Annotated in this window: 15 protein-coding genes; 8 read left to right on the top strand and 7 right to left on the bottom strand. The window is 32.1% G+C overall.

Annotated features, from left to right (window positions below; translation table 11 throughout):
- Nucleotides 1-57: 57 nt before the first annotated feature.
- The 4 genes from RCH19_RS04805 to RCH19_RS04790 all read right to left on the bottom strand — a co-directional run bounded on the left by RCH19_RS04805 (nucleotide 58) and on the right by RCH19_RS04790 (nucleotide 6,655).
- Entirely contained in the window at nucleotides 58-1,638 is a 1,581-nt protein-coding gene (locus RCH19_RS04805) for a PAS domain-containing protein (protein WP_343022270.1), read from the bottom strand.
- A 1,197-nt stretch (nucleotides 1,639-2,835) separates the two neighbouring features.
- Nucleotides 2,836-4,173, bottom strand: coding sequence for a DEAD/DEAH box helicase (locus RCH19_RS04800; RefSeq protein WP_343022269.1), 1,338 nt, complete (start codon nucleotides 4,171-4,173; stop codon nucleotides 2,836-2,838).
- Nucleotides 4,174-4,309: 136 nt separating this feature from the next.
- Entirely contained in the window at nucleotides 4,310-5,854 is a 1,545-nt protein-coding gene (locus RCH19_RS04795; protein ID WP_343022268.1) for a DEAD/DEAH box helicase, read from the bottom strand.
- Between the two features lie 273 nt (nucleotides 5,855-6,127).
- The gene (locus tag RCH19_RS04790; RefSeq protein ID WP_343022267.1) at nucleotides 6,128-6,655 is read right to left on the bottom strand and encodes a DUF6155 family protein; all 528 of its coding nucleotides are present in this window, start codon (nucleotides 6,653-6,655) and stop codon (nucleotides 6,128-6,130) included.
- A 101-nt stretch (nucleotides 6,656-6,756) separates the two neighbouring features.
- Here RCH19_RS04790 and RCH19_RS04785 point away from each other — a divergent pair, with 101 nt between their 5' ends.
- The 8 genes from RCH19_RS04785 to RCH19_RS04750 all read left to right on the top strand — a co-directional run bounded on the left by RCH19_RS04785 (nucleotide 6,757) and on the right by RCH19_RS04750 (nucleotide 14,250).
- Nucleotides 6,757-7,041 carry a DUF3817 domain-containing protein gene (locus RCH19_RS04785; protein WP_343022266.1) on the top strand — a complete coding sequence of 95 codons (285 nt, stop codon included), beginning with the start codon at nucleotides 6,757-6,759 and terminating at the stop codon, nucleotides 7,039-7,041.
- Nucleotides 7,034-8,293: a mechanosensitive ion channel domain-containing protein gene (locus RCH19_RS04780; RefSeq protein ID WP_343022265.1), complete on the top strand. Its 1,260-nt coding sequence runs from the start codon at nucleotides 7,034-7,036 to the stop codon at nucleotides 8,291-8,293. Before RCH19_RS04785 ends, RCH19_RS04780 begins: the two co-directional genes overlap by 8 nt.
- A 264-nt stretch (nucleotides 8,294-8,557) precedes the next feature.
- Nucleotides 8,558-8,950 carry a glyoxalase gene (locus tag RCH19_RS04775; RefSeq protein WP_343022264.1) on the top strand — a complete coding sequence of 131 codons (393 nt, stop codon included), beginning with the start codon at nucleotides 8,558-8,560 and terminating at the stop codon, nucleotides 8,948-8,950.
- Between the two features lie 294 nt (nucleotides 8,951-9,244).
- On the top strand, nucleotides 9,245-9,958 hold the full coding sequence (locus RCH19_RS04770; protein WP_343022263.1) for an alpha/beta fold hydrolase: 714 nt from the start codon (nucleotides 9,245-9,247) through the stop codon (nucleotides 9,956-9,958).
- 12 nt (nucleotides 9,959-9,970) lie between these two features.
- On the top strand, nucleotides 9,971-10,921 hold the full coding sequence (locus RCH19_RS04765) for a hypothetical protein (protein WP_121925207.1): 951 nt from the start codon (nucleotides 9,971-9,973) through the stop codon (nucleotides 10,919-10,921).
- Between the two features lie 143 nt (nucleotides 10,922-11,064).
- Nucleotides 11,065-12,171 carry a carboxylate-amine ligase gene (locus RCH19_RS04760; protein WP_343022262.1) on the top strand — a complete coding sequence of 369 codons (1,107 nt, stop codon included), beginning with the start codon at nucleotides 11,065-11,067 and terminating at the stop codon, nucleotides 12,169-12,171.
- Between the two features lie 42 nt (nucleotides 12,172-12,213).
- Complete coding sequence (locus tag RCH19_RS04755) at nucleotides 12,214-13,044, top strand: GMP synthase (RefSeq protein WP_343022261.1); 831 nt, start codon at nucleotides 12,214-12,216, stop codon at nucleotides 13,042-13,044.
- Nucleotides 13,045-13,059: 15 nt separating this feature from the next.
- Nucleotides 13,060-14,250: a hypothetical protein gene (locus tag RCH19_RS04750; RefSeq protein ID WP_343022260.1), complete on the top strand. Its 1,191-nt coding sequence runs from the start codon at nucleotides 13,060-13,062 to the stop codon at nucleotides 14,248-14,250.
- Nucleotides 14,251-14,313: 63 nt separating this feature from the next.
- On the opposite strand, the gene RCH19_RS04745 is transcribed toward RCH19_RS04750, so the two are convergent.
- The 3 genes from RCH19_RS04745 to RCH19_RS04735 all read right to left on the bottom strand — a co-directional run bounded on the left by RCH19_RS04745 (nucleotide 14,314) and on the right by RCH19_RS04735 (nucleotide 18,421).
- Nucleotides 14,314-15,969 carry a M1 family metallopeptidase gene (locus RCH19_RS04745; protein ID WP_343022259.1) on the bottom strand — a complete coding sequence of 552 codons (1,656 nt, stop codon included), beginning with the start codon at nucleotides 15,967-15,969 and terminating at the stop codon, nucleotides 14,314-14,316.
- Between the two features lie 58 nt (nucleotides 15,970-16,027).
- Complete coding sequence (locus RCH19_RS04740; RefSeq protein ID WP_343022258.1) at nucleotides 16,028-17,068, bottom strand: alkaline phosphatase D family protein; 1,041 nt, start codon at nucleotides 17,066-17,068, stop codon at nucleotides 16,028-16,030.
- Between the two features lie 138 nt (nucleotides 17,069-17,206).
- Nucleotides 17,207-18,421, bottom strand: coding sequence for an ATP-grasp domain-containing protein (locus RCH19_RS04735; protein WP_343022257.1), 1,215 nt, complete (start codon nucleotides 18,419-18,421; stop codon nucleotides 17,207-17,209).
- Nucleotides 18,422-18,423: the final 2 nt, after the last annotated feature.

Raw genomic sequence — 18,423 nt, 5'->3', positions numbered from 1 at the left:
CTCTTCTTGTTCTTGACATAATTATGCTAATTTAGGGTTTTTAATCCTATCTTAAATCTAAACAAAAAGTTGTACCGTTTTTGGGGAGCAGCATAATAATACTTGCTCAGTTACATCTATAGCAAAGACAAAAATACCATCTATTATCCCTAGAGAGTTTCTATGCGCTTGATACATAAAGTTCATATACTTGTCCACAAGTTGTCCATTATCATTATGATCCATACGAATAAGCATATCGTTGGCAATAAATGGTACGCCTGTCTTATACACAGTGTCTAAAAGTACTATGATCCCTTGAGCTTCCAATTCTGGCAATACTTCCAGCACAGATCTGCCAATAATATCTTTTCTATTGACAAATTTTAAATATAACGGATTTGCAAGTTCATGAATGTGATTAGGTCCTTTCAAAATTGCTATACAAGCAGGGGACAAATTATAGATATCTAAAAATCGTTGCCTTTCTACCTCATACGCTTTTTCTAAATTCTTTTTCGCGGTGATATCCTTCGCAGTGCAGTAAATCAACTTATCATCTCTATCCCATAGAGCGCTCACCATAATGTTAACGATAGTTCCATTTTTATGAATTATACTTGCTTCAAAATTTTTCAAAGGATTGCCATTTCTAGTATCTTGATCAATACTGAATATTGTTTCTTGATCTTCCTCAAGTATAAAATCACCATAACTTTTATGCAGTAATTCATATGTTTCATATCCCAAAATATCACTACTGGCGGAATTTATCTGTACAATATTTTTTTCTGAATCTATGGAAAAAATTAAATCCATCGACGCATTCATTACTTTATTCAGTCTGTTTAAGGCCTCTTGTAGTTCTGCAGCTGTTTTGGCTAAACGTATATCTGCTTTTTTAGATTGGTTTAAATCTTTAATAATGATGGAAGTCTTTTCGTAGCCAGATTCATCCTTAAATACTACTGAGGTTACTTCTGCAATGAATGAGCTACCATCTTTTCTTTTAAATGTAAGTTCACCCTTAGCAACGCCATTTAAATTCCTTTCCTCTATAATTGATGATAAATTTGGATCATTCTCATCAACAAGATTATGTCTGCCAGCTAAACAAATTTCATCTTCTGTCATTTTAAATACTTCACAAGCAGCGGGATTGGCTTCAAGAATCTGTGCGTCTTTTAGTGCTACTAAAATAGCGTCTGTGCTATTCTTAATTAAGCTGCTATACATGTATTTTGCACTATATTTTTCTTCAGGATGTTCAACCAAAGTTTTTCCATATACTTGAAGATCTTGGCTCAGAGCTGTATGAATTTTACTTGATAAAGTAGAGATATTTTGAAGCATCACAATTTCTGACACACCTTTTTTAATCAGTGATACACAATCATCAATCTCTATAAAATTTGCAACTAATATTAGTGGAATATTAGGGCACCAGCTAGCACTTATTTTTAAGGCTTCTTTTTCAACATTTTGCAAGGTCGAATATGCAGATATTATAATATCTGGTTTATAACTATGATTGAGATTTAAAGAATTTGCATTAAACTTGATAGTTTTGATTTGATATTTATGCTTGAAAAGATCTAATTCCTTATAAACATAATTAATATCGATAGTTAGGCTCTCTAAAATTAAAATTTTAATCATATTGATTTGTCTGCGTTCTCAGGAGAATGTGAAGATTATAAATGAAATAAATAATGTTTCAAAATAAATTTACTCTAATCAGTTTTGCTAATGCTAAATTTTACGGTAATGATATTGCTTACAAAACTATGTCTGTTTAATTCAAATTTTTTACCGAAATAAATTTATGTATAGTAAATTTATTTAAATTTAATCAATCTACCAACTTAAAAGTGATAACTGTATTGTATTTTAGTATAAGTGGACTCAAAAAAACTATAGGCCACTATTTTTAGCTCTACTTAATTCAGCAATTACAAAAAATATATTCTGTTAAATAACGTAACTAACTACCATAAAATTGTTTAGAAAAGTTTGTTTTTATTTTATTTAGAAAATTATGGACTAATAAGAAGAAAAAAACTAAATAATATAGGTAAAAATAATTCGCAAAACAAAGTATAGTAAACATTTACAATAGCAGTTGAACAATTATCGTACCCAAATATTGCCGTTGCAGCTATCAAATCGATTTTCAGCATGTGTTTCTTTAGAAAATTCATTATGTTTTTTTTGAAATCGTTTATTATTAACAATATTCTTCGTCTGAAGGAGTTTCAAAATCATAAGTCAGAGTTGTTTTTAGGAATAAGCCAAATGTTAGCATTAAGTGCTGTATAATTGCTTTAATGTCTATAAAAGTTATAGTTCATGCAGACGCTAATTATAAAAGGTTAGAATAATTATTTTCCTTATACAAGCATAAACGATGGTTAAATACCTTACGTACTGTTTTTTTTTTTAAACATACCTTCCAGACATTTTATTCTATATAAATAATCGTCAGGATGATTATTGTGGTTTGTTAATACTATTGTTTTCCCACAACCTGGCTGGCAGTAAAGTAAATTTTTTTTCTAAGTTTATTTAAGGCATCAGCAAAATAATTCCTTAATCCTTCATCTCTGTCAAGAAGTGTACAATTTGCTGATGAAGTTGTAATAAACAACTTTTTTGTCTTTTATTTAAGCAAGTTCTCATCATAAATTTTAAGTTATTTTAGACTACTGTTTTAAAAATGTATGTAAAGTCAAATAAATGCTATTTGCTTTATTTCTAGTAAAATAACTACTTTTTTATGTCTAGTAAAAATATAAAAACCATTGCAAAACTTCTTCAAGCATCACAATGGTTTTTGATTTATAAAAGCGATCAAAATTATTTCATTTTTTGTCTCTTTATGGGTTTTTCTACTGGCTCGTTTTTGTTTTGTAACAAATAATTAGCCAATAGTTTTTCGATCAACTCATCTTTAGTTAAGTGATGGAAAACGGTTTTAATTTTTGTTTTCAATTCCGCATCCACTTCATGATTGGGTTTGGTTTTGAATATTTGTTTAGCCCATAACAGGATATTGTTTTCTTCGATACTTAGTGAACTTGGTTTTTTAAATTCACTGAATTTAATCCCAAGTTCTTTTTCGAAATCGGCAATTTCGCCAACTTCTTCTGGCTGCAATACCGTTAAAGAAAGTCCCTTTGCTCCTGCTCTTGCCGTTCTTCCGCTACGGTGGACGTAAGCTTCGTAAGCATCCGGTAAATGGTAATTAACCACATACGAAATTTCCTTTACGTCAATTCCTCTTGCCGCAAGATCTGTAGCCACTAATATATTGATATGACCTTCACGGAATTGCTCCATGATACGATCTCTAATTCCTTGTGATAAACTTCCGTGTAAAGCGCCTGATGAAAAACGATTGATTGCTAAATTCTTAGCTAGTTTATTGACAGCAGCTTTTGTTTTACAAAAGATAATACCGCGTTCGCCTTCTTTTGAATTTAGGAAATGCATCAAAACATCAAGTTTTTCAATAGGATCTACTACAATATATTCGTGATCGATTCCTTGATTTCCTGATGTTTCCATGTTGGCACTTACCTGAACTACATTTTTATTTAGGTAATTCTGAACCAATTGTTTGATGGTTCCCGGCATAGTTGCTGAGAACAAAAAGGTTTTATGATCTTTTGGTAATTCGGCTACGATTTCGTCAAGGCTTTCTTTTAAGATAGAAACCATTTCATCTGCTTCATCCAGCACTAGAAACTTAGTTTCTTTAAGATTTATCGCTTTACGCTGAATTAAATCGATCAAACGTCCTGGCGTTGCCACAACAATATGTGTTGATGTTGATAATCGCTCGATTTGTGGTTTGATTGGAATTCCTCCGCAAGTTGCTGCGATAGAAACTTCAGGCAAGAAAGTCGCAAAAGACTCTAAATTCTTGAATATTTGTTGGCCTAATTCTCTCGTTGGCGCTAAAATAACCGCTTGAACAAGTGTAGAATTAGTGTCTATTAATTGTAAAATAGGCAATCCAAAAGCAGCTGTTTTACCAGTTCCTGTTTTAGCTAATCCAACAAAATCAGTTGTGTTAGCTAATAATAACGGAATTGTTTTTTGCTGAATTTCTGTCGGAGTAACAATATTCAAATCAGAAAGTGCATTCAATATTGGTTTAGAAATTCCTAAATCAGCGAATTGTTTTGACATTTTATTTGGATTTTATAAGTTGGAAAAAATAGTTGTTTGTAATCGAGAACGCTAGCCCCGATAGTAGCGTTATCCTGTTGTGGCAGTGTTTGCCACAGCAGATATAGCGGATAGCGGGAAAAAGCTCCTAATGAAATTAATCTTCATCAGGTTCGTTCATAATTTTCTCACGGTATTTTTTACCTGTTAGCAATACTAGTTTCAATTTGTAATCGTCCACTAGCCATTCACGGTAATTTTTACTGCATTGACTCAAGCATTTTGAATAACGCTTGATACGACAATCGATATCTTCCTCTAGCAATTTTCCTAAAGCTTTTGCTTCCTGCAAAGTTTCAGTATTATCAACACACATTGCGGCATGTTGCTCGAGTGATTTATCTAAAACTTCCTTAGAACGTAGATTTTGCTTAATGATTAATTTGTGCTCTTCATCGACATCAAAAGTTACGACAGCAGTTTTACTAAATTTTTCACGTAATTCAGGAGGCATGCTGTATTTAAAATACAATTCGATTTCCGTATCATCGCGTAAATTTTCTAGGTAAAACTCAGGAGATTTAAAGATGTGTTGCCAGTTTACAGGCTCACTCCACAATCCGAATCGCGCTGCGTTATTCCCTAAATCGATCACGTTGAAGCTATCTTTAAGCGGTAATTTTCGAGAACCACGACCAATCATTTGGTAATACAAAGTCAATGATTTTGTCGCTCTATTTAATATAATTGTCTCGACTGTAGGTTCATCAAAACCAGTAGTAAGAATTCCAACAGATGTCAAAATAGCATCTGGAGTGTGCTTGAACCAATGTAAAATTTCTTTACGTTCCTCAGTGCTACTAGTATTATCTAAGTGACGGATTTCATAACCGGCTTCTCTAAATGTTTCATAAACATATAAAGAAGTGTTGATCCCGTTATTAAAAATTAAGGTCTTTTTACCAATAGATTTCTCTGTGTAGGCGTGCAATAATTTTTCTTGCATGGCCATGTTGGTGTATAAATCATCAGAAGATTTTACGGTATAATCTCCGTTAATCCCCACTTTTAATGATGTCAATCCAACGTCATAACTATAAGTAATGGCTTTTGCCAAAAATCCTTTATCAATTAACGAACTAATAGTATCTCCTACTATTAATTCATCGTAGCTTTCGTGCATTGGCAACTTTACGTTAGAACTTAGCGGTGTTGCCGTAACTCCTAATATAAATGCGTTTTTGAAAGAGCTTAATAATTTTCTAAAAGAGTTGTAATGCGCCTCATCGATAATTACTAAACCAATGTTATCCAAATGCAACTTTTCATCATTGATTCGGTTTTTTAAAGTCTCTACCATTGCCACGAAACAAGAATAGTCGTTTTGATCTGGAAGTTCTTTTACTTTACTGTTGATGATTTTGTTTTTTACATCAAAACCCTTCAACATTTTTGAAGTTTGTTTACAAAGTTCGATTCTGTGTGTTAAAACCACTACTTTTTTATCGTGTTTTGATAAATAACGGCGTACTATTTCAGAGAAAACTACTGTTTTCCCACCGCCTGTAGGTAGTTGATATAACAAATGATGTTGACGAGGTCCATTATCGATACGTTCAAAGATGGAATCTATATCTCCCTTCTGGTAAGCATAGAGTTCTTTTTTGTCTTCGATTTCAATTTCTAAGGTGTTTTCCGGCATTGCTTCTTATTGGATTTTTGCAAAAATACGGCTAAAAAACAGTTTACGGGCCATATTTATCTAAAAATATAGGGTAGTGTTTAAATAAAATTATTTTAAGGGAAGAGTAGAAAACGCCTATTTTATTAGCATTTTTAAAATCAAGTATAATTAATAGTAAGAAATAACCTGTTTAAAAATCATTCATCTGTATATTAATAATTATGCCATCCAACTTCAATTTTTAAATATTTATGGAATAATAACTGCCAAATTGTATGAAAAATACTTGTTTTAATATTCAAATCGCTCAATGATCGCGCTGAATTCTGGTTCATTATACCATTTTTGGACCATTGTCTGATTGTGAATCGCTAAAATTCTCGTTTTAAATTCCAATAATATTCCATTTGCAATTAAAAAAATTACTGCTTGTTCAAAAGAGTTGAACATACTCTTAAAAAACAAATCTTGCTTTACCGCATTTTCTGATGAGAATGTTTGTGCAATTTCTACATTATAAAGCATGACATCAGCAATTACAAAAGGATCCACTCCTAAAATGATAAAGTGCTTGATGTATTTCTGTGCGACAGAACGTCTCATTTTTGGTTTGCTTCGCCTACCCGATTTCTTTATGGGGAAATATTCATGTGAAATTTTGAGTTTGCATTCCTGCAGTAATGATTCTTCCTTTGGGTTAAAAACAAAGTTATAATACACTTTTACAGGACTGAATTTCTCGTACAATTCGATGATTTGTTCTTCTAATAGTTCTTTATTCAATTCAGCCAAATATTTTTTTAAATCGCGCTTGCTCATTATCAAAGTTTAAGAGTACAAAAGTAAATTACTTTAGGAATCAATACCCTAAAAATCAATGTTAATACTTATTTTTGTCGATTATTACTAAAAAACAAAAAATGCTTAAGATTTTTAAGATTACAGCGATTCTAGAGGGAATTTCTTATTTGGTTTTATTTGCAAATATGTTGCTGGTTAAACCCAACAATATGGATCTTTACAAAACCTTACTTTATCCTATAGGAATGAGTCACGGTGTACTTTTTATCGGATACGTTTTATTGGCAATTTTACTAAAAAAATCGCAAAACTGGGATTTCAAAACTTTTCTTTTAATTCAATTTGCTTCATTAGTTCCACTAGGAACTTTTTACATCGAGAGAAAATACTTGAAAAATGCATAACTATCTAGAAAAGTTATTTCATCTAGTATATCCATTTTTTAAAAAAATGGGATTAGGAAGCGGTTTTGCTTCTTACATCAGCTTATTCGTCAATATTGTAGTTTTATGCGTCTTGTCGTATGCAATTTACGTAGTGTTCCGATTAATTTTAGTTACTATTATGGTGCTTATCGCCCAAAAAACTAAAACTAAATTTGATGATTTATTGGTGACCAATAAAACAGCTAAATACATAGCGCATTTAATACCATTTCTATTTATTTACAAATCAGTTCCAATAATCCTAGATCGCTACGAATACTGGGAAGGCGTTTTTGGAAAGTTTGTTGGAATTTACATCGTATTACTGATTTTATGGATCATTAGAACTGTATTTAATGCCTTACGAGATTACTTAAAATTAAAACCGCGTTACAGCGATAAACCCATTGACAGTTTCATACAAGTAATTATGATTGTGCTTTGGGCTGTGGGAATTGCGGTAATTTTTTCTAAATTATTTGAAATAAACCAGAAAGAACTTTTAACAATTTTAGGAGCTGTTTCTGCGGTTATTATCTTAATTTTCAGAGATACTATTTTAGGATTTGTTTCAAGTGTGCAAGTATCTATTAATGATATGGTGCGCATTGGTGACTGGATTACAATGGATCGCTTTGGCGCTGATGGAGATGTTATCGAAATCAATTTAGCTACGGTTAAGGTTCGAAATTTTGACAACACCACAACGACAATACCAACGTATAGTTTGAGTTCAGACTCGTTCCAAAACTGGCGCGGAATGCTTAATTCTGAGGGTCGAAGAATTAAAAGGCATATTTTAATTAAAGCATCAAGCATTCGGTTTTTAAAAGCAGAAGAGTTGAGTAGTTTGAAGAAAATTCATCTAATATCTGACTATATCGATTCTAGAAAATTAGAAATTGACGAATTCAATAGTGAGAATAGCATTGACAAAACCTTGCCTATCAACGGTAGGAATATGACCAATTTAGGTTTGTTTCGAAAATACATCACCGAATATTTACATAATTATCCTGGCGTTAACAAAGATATGTTGATGCTTTGCCGTCAATTGCAATCAACTTCGCACGGCGTTCCTCTTGAAGTTTATGCGTTTTCACAGGATAAGCGATTTGAAAATTATGAATTTTTAATGTCAGATATCTTTGATCATATTATAGCATCTGTAGGTTATTTTGATTTGGAGATTTTTGAGTTACCATCTGAGAATAATTTTGATTCGAAGTAAATTCTTGTCTATTATTCGAAACAAAGCAGAAATAGTTATTACATTTTAATTGCGTAAAGTGCTCCAATTAATTGGTTGCTCTTTGCACAATTTTTCATTTGTGACGTTTAGTTGTTCCATCTTCTATCGGTTATTTAATCTCACTATCATAAAACATAAAGATTTCAGAGCTCTTTTTTGCAGGAGTAAATCGTATTTTTTTTCTTAAAGATTACTAAAAAAGTATTTTCTCTATTTATTTTTTTTTAATTTTAAAGAAAAAACATGAACACACGCGATACATTTTTACTAGAATTTAGAGGACAAACAATTGGATCGGTAACAACCGACTCTAGTTCTGAGGAATCTTTTCAAAATGAAGTCTTACGCCCGATTTTAAAACTTCAAAACGATTTATTTATTGCTGCATTCAATTCGTACATTGAAAAAAATAAGGTTGAATTTACGGCTAAAACCATGGAAGCAAAATTAGCTGTTATTGATAATGCACTTCAAAAAGATGTCAAATTTAGAAACACGCTTAGAGGTGCTGTAATTGGTTTATTCACTGCTGATGAATATTCTATTTATGCAGAAAATGATTCAAATATTAATAAAAGAATGATGAGTATGCTTGCTGAAAGATTAAAAAGCCAAATACAGCTTTTTGATAAGTAACAGCACTATTTTTCTGTATGCAGTACACTTTATCTTCGTTAACAGCAGTTTTTAGAACAAACAAAGAAATTAACGATCAATTGGAAAGAAAAAACTCTTCTCGAAAGATCGTAAAATGTTAAATTCAGCTTTTTTATTATTCATACTTTAAAAAATCGGCCTTTACAGGTCGATTTTTTGCATTTCAAATACCATTTAATAATCTTAATCTTCTATATAATAAATTTAGACTTACTTTAGTATTATATGCTCTTTGCACCGTTATTTTCATTATAATTGTTAAAACTAAATTTTATGAAGGAAGAATATTTTAAATGGTACTCCCCAAATTTAAATACCGATATTGAAATGCTGGTTTTTGGACATTCAGGATATCCTGTTGTTTTATTCCCAACTTCTATGGGATCCTATCACGAAAATAAAGATATGGGTTTGATTGAATCAGCAAGATGGTATATCGAACAAGGTTTAATACAGATTTACTGCCCTGATAGTATTGACAAAAATAGTTTCTACAATAAGAAAATACATCCTGTCCATCGCATTGAAAATCACGTCAAATACGACAAAATGATATGTCATGAGATCGTTGAACGTGTTAAAAATAATACTCCTTCTGGAAAAGTTGCTGTTGCAGGATGCAGCTTTGGCGGTTATCACGCAGCAAATTTTGCTTTTAGACATCCTGGTTATGTAAGTCATCTATTTTCAATGAGTGGTGCTTTCCAAATTAACACTTTCATGGATGGTTTCCATAATGATGATGTATTTTATAATAGCCCAGAAGATTATCTGTACGGGTTAAATGATCACGAACTTTGGAATATGGATATTGTATTAGGAACTTCTAATTGGGATATTTGTCTGGACGCCAACTTAAAAATGAGCAAAGTATTAAGTGATAAAAATATTCATCATTGGTTAGATATTCGTCAAGATCAAAAGCATGATTGGCCAGTTTGGAAAGAAATGTTTCCACATTATCTATCAAGAATTAAATTTTTTTAAAAATATAAAAGTATGGAATCTAAAAAAATAGGAATTTTATTTGGAATGGAAGATACCTTTCCGCAAGCATTTATAGACCGTGTTAATTCAAAAAATGAAAAAGGAATAATTGCAGAAGCAGTTAGTATTGATAAAGTAGTTCAAAATAAAGGCGGTGAATATGCTGTAATAATTGATAGAATTTCGCAAGACGTTCCCTTCTATCGTGCGTATCTAAAGAATGCTGCACTTACTGGAACTAATGTGATCAATAATCCATTCTGGTGGAGCGCTGACGATAAGTTTTTTAACAATGCATTAGCGGACACTCTTGGCGTGCCACTTCCTAACACCGTAATTCTACCTTCTGCAGAACATCCTACAGATACTACAGGTAAGTCTTTTCGAAACTTAAAATATCCAATGGATTGGGAGGGAATATTTGATTACATCGGATTTCCAGCGTATATGAAACCGTATGCTGGTGGCGGATGGAAAAATGTGTACCGTCTTGAAAATAAAGAAGAATTTTGGGAGAAGCATCAAGAAACTGGGCAACTGGTGATGATGTTACAAGAAGAAATCGTTTTTACTGAATATTTTAGAGTGTATTGTTTAGGCAATAAAGCGGTTAAAATTATGCAGTACGAACCAAGAAATCCACATCATTTACGATATGTTATTGACGGACCTCCAACTGATAAAAAATTATTAGCCACAATAAAAGATTATACACTTAGACTTTGCAAAGGATTAGGTTATGATTTCAATACTGTGGAATTTGCGGTGCGTGATGGAATTCCTTATGCTATAGATTTTGGTAATCCGGCGCCAGACGCGGAGTTATCTTCTGTGGGTGAAGAGAATTTCGAGTGGGTAGTTGAAGAAGCTGCAAAAATGGCAATTGCTGCTGCAAAAAAACAAAAACCAGGTAAAATGAATTTGACTTGGGGAACATTCATCAAGGATGCTGCAGGAAAATAAATAGTGTGGATTTAAAAATCAACTATTTCCGATTGTCCCTATTTTTCGAGAAAAATATTTTTACTTCATTTTGCCTTAATGGCGGAATGAAGTGAAAATTTTCAATCGCGTAGCGGAATACAGCTCCTAAAAAAAATAATGTAATGAAAAAATTACCAATTTTCACACTTGGTGTAGAAGAGGAATATCAAATTATAGATCCTATTACTAGAGATTTGCGCTCGCATTTGTCTAAAATTGTAGATGGTGCAAAAATCATTTTAAATGAGCAGGTAAAAGCTGAAATGCATCAATCTGTGGTTGAAGTAGGCACAAATATTTGTAATAATGTCGATGATGCTAGGAACGAGATCCGGTTTTTAAGATCAAAAATTGTCGAACTTGCTGATAAGCAGGATTTGATTGTTGGTGGTGCTGGAACTCATCCATTTTCTAAGTGGCAAGATCAACCTATTACTGACGATCCAAGATATCACGATATTGTAAATGAACTGCAAGACGCGGCACGATCAAATTTAATTTTTGGAATGCATTGTCATGTTGGGATTGAAAATCGAGAAATTGGTTTGCAATTAATGAATCAGGCGACTTATTTTCTGCCACATATATTCGCATTATCAACAAACTCTCCTTTCTGGGAAGGAAGACAAACAGGTTACAAATCGTTTAGAACTAAAGTTTTTGATAAATTTCCTCGAACGGGTTTACCTGAATATTTTGATTCCGTTGCTTCGTATCAAAATTATTTAGATACACTGGTAAAAACTAATTGTATTGATAATCCAAAAAAGATATGGTGGGATTTACGTCTTCACCCTTTTTACAATACAATCGAATTTAGAATTTGCGATATGTGTTTGACCGTGGATGAAACCATTTGCATCGTCGCAATTATTCAAGCAATTGTAGCAAAACTCTATAAGTTAAATATGAATAATACTAGTTTTAATATTTATAGGCTAGCATTAATAAAAGAGAATAAATTTCGTGCCGCTCGTTACGGAATTGATAATAGCATGATTGATTTTGGTTTACAAAAAGAAGTAGAGACAAAAGGCTTAATTCTCGAACTACTTGAATTCATTGATGATGTAGTCGATGAATTAGGAAGTCGTGAGGAGATTAATTTTGTGCATAAAATTTTAAATGAAGGAACTGGAGCTGATAAACAGCTTGCTATTTTTCAAGAAACGAATGATCTTTCTAAGGTTGTAGATTTTATAACTAGTGAATTTACCAAGGGATTATAGAATAATGAAGTAACTTTGCGTTTTTCCCTTTAAAACTTTTTTATGCCTAATAAAATTATAAAAATTGCGATTTTAGATATGTACAACGGTGAACCTAATCAAGGAATGCGTTGTATAATTGATGTCATCAATAGATTTAGTCCAGTTGTTGCTTTTGAAATATTTGATGTTCGAGTAAAATGTGAATTACCAAATATTGAGAAGTTTGATATTTATATTTCGACCGGTGGACCCGGAAATCCGCTTATTGGAGATGGCAATTGGGACACAAAATACTATGACTTCATAGATTCACTGAGCAAGTGGAACATTAAAAATACAGTAAAGAAGCATGTTCTATTTATTTGTCATTCGTTCCAAATGGCTTGTCTTCATTTTGGTTTAGCGACAGTAACGAAACGAAACGATACTTCTTTTGGCGTAATGACCATTCATAAAACTAAAGAAGGTGCTTTAGATTCACTATTTGAAGGTTTAGCAGATCCCTTTTACGGAATTGATTCTAGAGACTATCAAGTCGTACAGCCAAAATTGAGTGTTTTTGCTAAAAAGGGAGCTAAGATTATTTCTCTAGAAAAAATTCGTGATCATGTACAATACGAACGCGCAATTATGGCAGTTCGTTTTACAGATTATTTTGTGGGAACACAGTTTCATCCAGAAGCAGATCCAATTAGCTTTGTTGCTCACTTGAGAAATAAAGATGCCAAGGAAAAAATTAAGAATATGAAGGGGAAAAAGAAGTTTAGAAATATGCTTGAAGATCTTATGGATGATGACAAGATATATAAAACTAACGAAACTTTGATTCCAAATTTTCTCAGAACCGCGATTAACGATTTAATGAAAACAAAGAAAATGTTATCTAATTAATAAAGTTATTTAAATATGATTACAAAATATCGGGAGTTATTTAACACTCAATTCTCAGAACAAAAATATCTAGATTTTAAAAATGATATTGCTTCCGATTTTAATTATCTACCAACATTCAGGTTAGGTGAGACACCTTTTTTTATTTCGAATGAACTCAAGGAGCAGCTTATTGAAGGTTGTAACGAAGTTATATCTTTCATTCAACGAGATGACTTTAAAGAGTTAACTAATAAATCATTAGAACTTAATCATAAAGTTCCCAACGAAGATAAACACACTTCTTTTCTAGCCATTGATTTCGGAATTTGTGAGGAAGATGGACAAGTTGTACCAAAATTAATTGAGGTACAAGGATTTCCCTCTTTGTATAATTACCAAATCAATTTATACGAAAAATTTAAAAACCATTATCCGTTTTTAAAAGAGCTTACTCCTTTTATCAATGGAATTTCTGCAGAAGAATATCGCGATATAATTGAAGAGGTTATTTGCAATAATCATCCAAAGGAAAATGTTATTCTTCTCGAAATTGAACCAGAGAAACAAAACACTAAAATCGATTTTTATTATTGCAATAAAGATATTGGAATTCCTATAGTTTGTGTAACTGAATTAACAAAGAAAGGAAAACAGCTTTATTACAATAATAATGAAGGTGAAGAAATTTTAGTAAAGCGAATCTATAATAGAGTAATTTTTGACGAATTAGATTTAAGAACTGATTTGAAAATGGACTTTAGCTTTTCAGATGATTTAGATGTGGAATGGGCTGGACATCCTAATTGGTTCTTTCGAATTAGTAAATTTATATTGCCTTTTTTAAAAGGAAAATATTTTATTGAAACCACATTATTAAGTGAACTAAAAGAAATCCCTGAAGATTTGGAAAATTACGTTTTAAAACCGCTATTCTCATTTTCAGGAACTGGAGTCATTTTCCATATGAAAAAGGGAGATATTGAAGGTATTGTAGATAAGGATCTTTACATTTTACAGAAAAAAGTACATTATAAGCCAATAGTACAATCTCCTGATGGAAAAGTTAAGGCAGAAGTTCGTATCCTTTGCGCTTGGAAAAAAGAAGATAAAGCTCCTACTCTACTTTGCAACTTAGTTCGATTGAGTCGAGGCGAAATGATTGGAGTAAAGTTTAATAAAGATAAGGATTGGGTTGGCGGTACTTTAGGATTATTTGAACGCTAAAATATATTGTACAAAAAAAGACAAATCGCTCAATTTGTCTTTTTTTATATAATGAAAATTAATTTAGTCCGTAATATTAATGCTTGCCACATAAAAATTACTATCGACAGTTAAGCTAGGCTGACTGCTAACAGCAGCTAAAGTAGACCAATCACTAGTTGGCTTTAAAAGTTGCTCTTTACCATTTAACATTACTTTTATCAGCATATTGAATCCCATTACGCTATTAGTCCAACGATAACCTAAAGCATTATTCTTGAAAAAGTATTCTAATGTTGGAATTCTAGTATCTCGCAAATACTGATTAAAAAACGGATTTAAGTCCATTCCAACTTCTTTACTGATATATTCTTCAATTTGCTTAGTTGTGACTGTTTGATGGTAAAAAGTGCTATTTAAACCTCTTAAAATTGCTCTCCATTTCTCATCATTATTTACAATTTGTCGCAAAGTATGTAAAACATTCGAACCTTTGTAATACATATCAGCTGAACCTTCATTGTTCACATCATATTTACCGATAATAGGAATATCATTATTTATACTTTTTCTTAATCCTTTTACGTATTCATATCCAGCTTGTTTTCCGTAATAATATTCTACAAATAAGCTCTCTGAATAATTTGTAAAACTCTCATGAATCCACATATCAGCAATATCTTTATATGTAATATTATTAGCAAACCACTCATGCCCTGATTCATGTATTATTATAAAATCAAATTTGAGTCCCCAACCCGTACCACTCAAATCTCTGCCTAAATAACCGTTTTCAAATCCATTACCGTAAGTCACTGAGCTTTGATGCTCCATTCCTAAATAAGGCGCTTCAACGAGCTTGTAACTATCTTCATAAAAAGGATAAGGTCCAAACCAATGTTCGAATGCCTTTAACATTCTAGGCGCATCTTTGAACTGCTTTTTGGCTTTAGCCAAATTCTCTCTTAATACATAATACGTGCAATCTAAATTTCCTTTTTCACCTTTGAACTTCTCAGAGAAAGATACATAATCTCCAATATTAATATTTACTCCATAATTGTTGATTGGGTTTGAAACGTACCAATTGTACGTTTTTGTTCCGTCTTTCATCTGTTTTACACTTTGTAAACGACCATTTGAAACTGCCATCAAATCTTTTGGAGCATTAATACTCATCAACATATTATCCACTTCATCATACATATGATCTTTATTTGGCCACCACACGCTAGCGCCTAATCCTTGGCAAGAAGAACCAATAAATGATTTTCCACTAGAATCCTTTCTCCATGTAATTCCACCATCCCACGGCGGATTTATGGCTACTTTTGGTTTACCGCCATAAAAAATGATTAATTCTTTAATGGAACCAACTTTCTGTGCTGCCACTAATTCGATAAAAAAAGCATTCCCTTCTCTTTTATGTTTCAATTCTTTTCCATCTTGAATTACTTTATAAATCTCCATTGGAGTTTGTAAATCAATTTGCATTAAACTGTACTCCTTCAAAACTTTATAACCAATAGTATTTGAACCTGTAATAGTGCTATCTACAGGATTAACTTTTATATCAAGGTGATATTTTTTTACATCCCACCATTCCCTTTCCTTTGTTATACTTCCTCTTAAGGTGTCTTGTCTTGTAAAAGTATTCTCTTTTGCGGTTAACAATCCTTGCGCACGTACTCCATTAAAAGCAAGTAAAGAGAAAAAAATAATTCCTAACTGTTTTTTCATATTTAATCTATTTTGTTCGAAAGTACATTTTGATACTCGATGTAAGCTTGCTTTGATTTTAATTCGAAGGATATTTTTGAGTAAACTCTCCTAAGATTTTATTTTCTTTTCCTCGAATCTGCATTAGTACTGAGTTATTTTTAAAATCAAATTGCAGTAAACCAAAGTTAATATCTTTCACCACTTCGCCTTTTACAAAAGGATTTTCTTCACCAGAAAAAGAAGTATATGTATGAGTTAATCCACTGGAAGTAAAATCAATTAAAGGATATGCTAATCCATCGACATTTTTGGAAGAAAAAGTAGCAATATGACGATCACCAGATATTATAAATGTTCCTTTCGCTTTTGAAGAAACAATCAATTTTTCAAGCTTTTCTATTTCGTGAGGAAAATTAGCCCATGCTTCAAAACCATGTTTATTTGATAAAAATTGAACACTACTTACAATGACATTAAATTGTGCATCTGAAGTGTTTAATTCATTTTCAAGCCACTTCCACTGTTCTGTTCCTAACATCGTACCTTCGCCATAAGCGTTAGGTTGAAAACGTTTTTTAGCACTTTTTGCTTTAGTCAAAGCTGTTCTAAAAAATCTAGAATCTAGAACGATAACTTTTACTTTGTTTTTATTAAATTGAATTGTTTTTGAATTGTACACACCATCTCTAGTGCGCTCTACAGCATTAGTTGGAGTATCTAAGAAATTAAGAAGTAATTGTTGGCTTTGTCTTTTAAAAGGATACTGTACTCCTGCGTCGTTTGCTCCGTAATCATGATCATCCCAAGTTCCTAACACAATTTTATTTTTAATAAAGGAAAGGTATTCCGAATCTTGCTTTTGAATTTTGTAGTTATTTTCAAGTACAGTCATGTCTTCCGTATCAGAGTAAACATTATCACCACCCCAAATCCAAACAGAAGGATTATTCTTATCGATATATGGCCAAAGTTCATTTTTAATTACTTGATTATCGCATGATCCAAACGCGATGGTGAAAACGGAATCCTTGTTTTTTATTTTAGTAACTTCCTTTTGGTAGTTAATTTTACAACTTACAAAAGCAATTAGAATAAAGAGATAGAGCAGTTTTTTCATGAAAATAGATATATAAAAGAAGGATAATTTTATTAAAACACGAAGATAGGAAATTACATGAGGTAAGAAGAAATAGCACTAAATAAAAAAGCGACTAATTCAATGAAATTAGTCGCTAATTATATTTGTTAAAATAAATTAATGTAAATTATTTACTTTTTCTTGCTCTATAACAGCAGTAAATTCAGACTCTAAACGCGCGCCATAATCATCTAATAGCGTTTGAACTCGCTCTTGCTTATCTGATTTTACTACTAAACCTGCGTGGTATGCTAAAGGAACTTTGAAACATACTTCAGGATCAGAAAACGATGATAAATCAGGATGCTGAATTTTTGATAAAGTAAGTGCAATTCCTGCATATCCTTTTTTGGCCTTAGGCAAAGTATATTTTGTTTCCTTAACTAATGAGTCTTCAATCGCTGCCCATTCTTTCCACAAATTGATATTCGACGCTTCCGTTACCATTTCTGCAATATGAGCTCCTCCTACTCTAGAAGATGTTTCTAGAAAATAGATTTGGCCATTTTCATTGCTTTTTATAAACTCTGTGTGTGCGGCTCCATGTTTCAATCCAAAGCCTTTCATCACCATCTCGTTCATTTTTTTAATCGCTTTATCGTCCTCTGAACCATATTTTATGTTCATCGAACGAAAAACACCTCCATTATGAGAAACGTCCATAGGTGTAGATAAATATTTTGAAGTCAGACTAAAGATAACTTTACCTTCTGATATTAAACTATCACAGTGATACACATCGCCGGGCTTAAATTGCTCTAATAAATATTTAAATCTATTATTTCCCAATTCATTAATCTTAATCCATAAGCTTTCTTTGTCGTAGACTTTTATAATTCCATTTGCTGAAGCTTCAGAACGTGGTTTAAAAACCCACGGCGCTGCTACTGTATCTGCAAAAGCATCAATGTCATGATCATTGAATAACGAACAAAATGCGGGTATAGGAATTCCGCAGCTCTTAGCACGCATACGCATAGCAAGTTTGTCCCTGAAGTAACGTCCTGTAGTTTGTCCCATTCCTCCAATACGGAGATTTTCTCTAAGATAAGTAGCTTTCTCAACGTCATAATCATCGAGTGCAACAATTGCATCAACGTTGGTTGATTTCATGAAATTACCAACTCCCAGCAATAGATGCTCCAAATTCCAATCTACATCTCGACCTTCCATGTAAAAAATCTCATCAATATATTGATGTGGCCACGCTTCGTCTTTAAGTTTGTCACTAGTTACCAAATAAACTTTGTTACCTAATTTTTTTAATTGAATCAAAAAATCGGCACCCTTGAAATAATTTGAAATGCAAAGAAAGGTTTTAGCGTTTTCCATAG

Source organism: Flavobacterium sp. PL12 (genome assembly GCF_039123485.1).
GTDB lineage: Bacteria > Bacteroidota > Bacteroidia > Flavobacteriales > Flavobacteriaceae > Flavobacterium > Flavobacterium weaverense.
The sequence above is the reverse complement of the archived record's forward strand: the minus strand, read 5'-3'. Positions and strand labels throughout refer to the sequence as shown.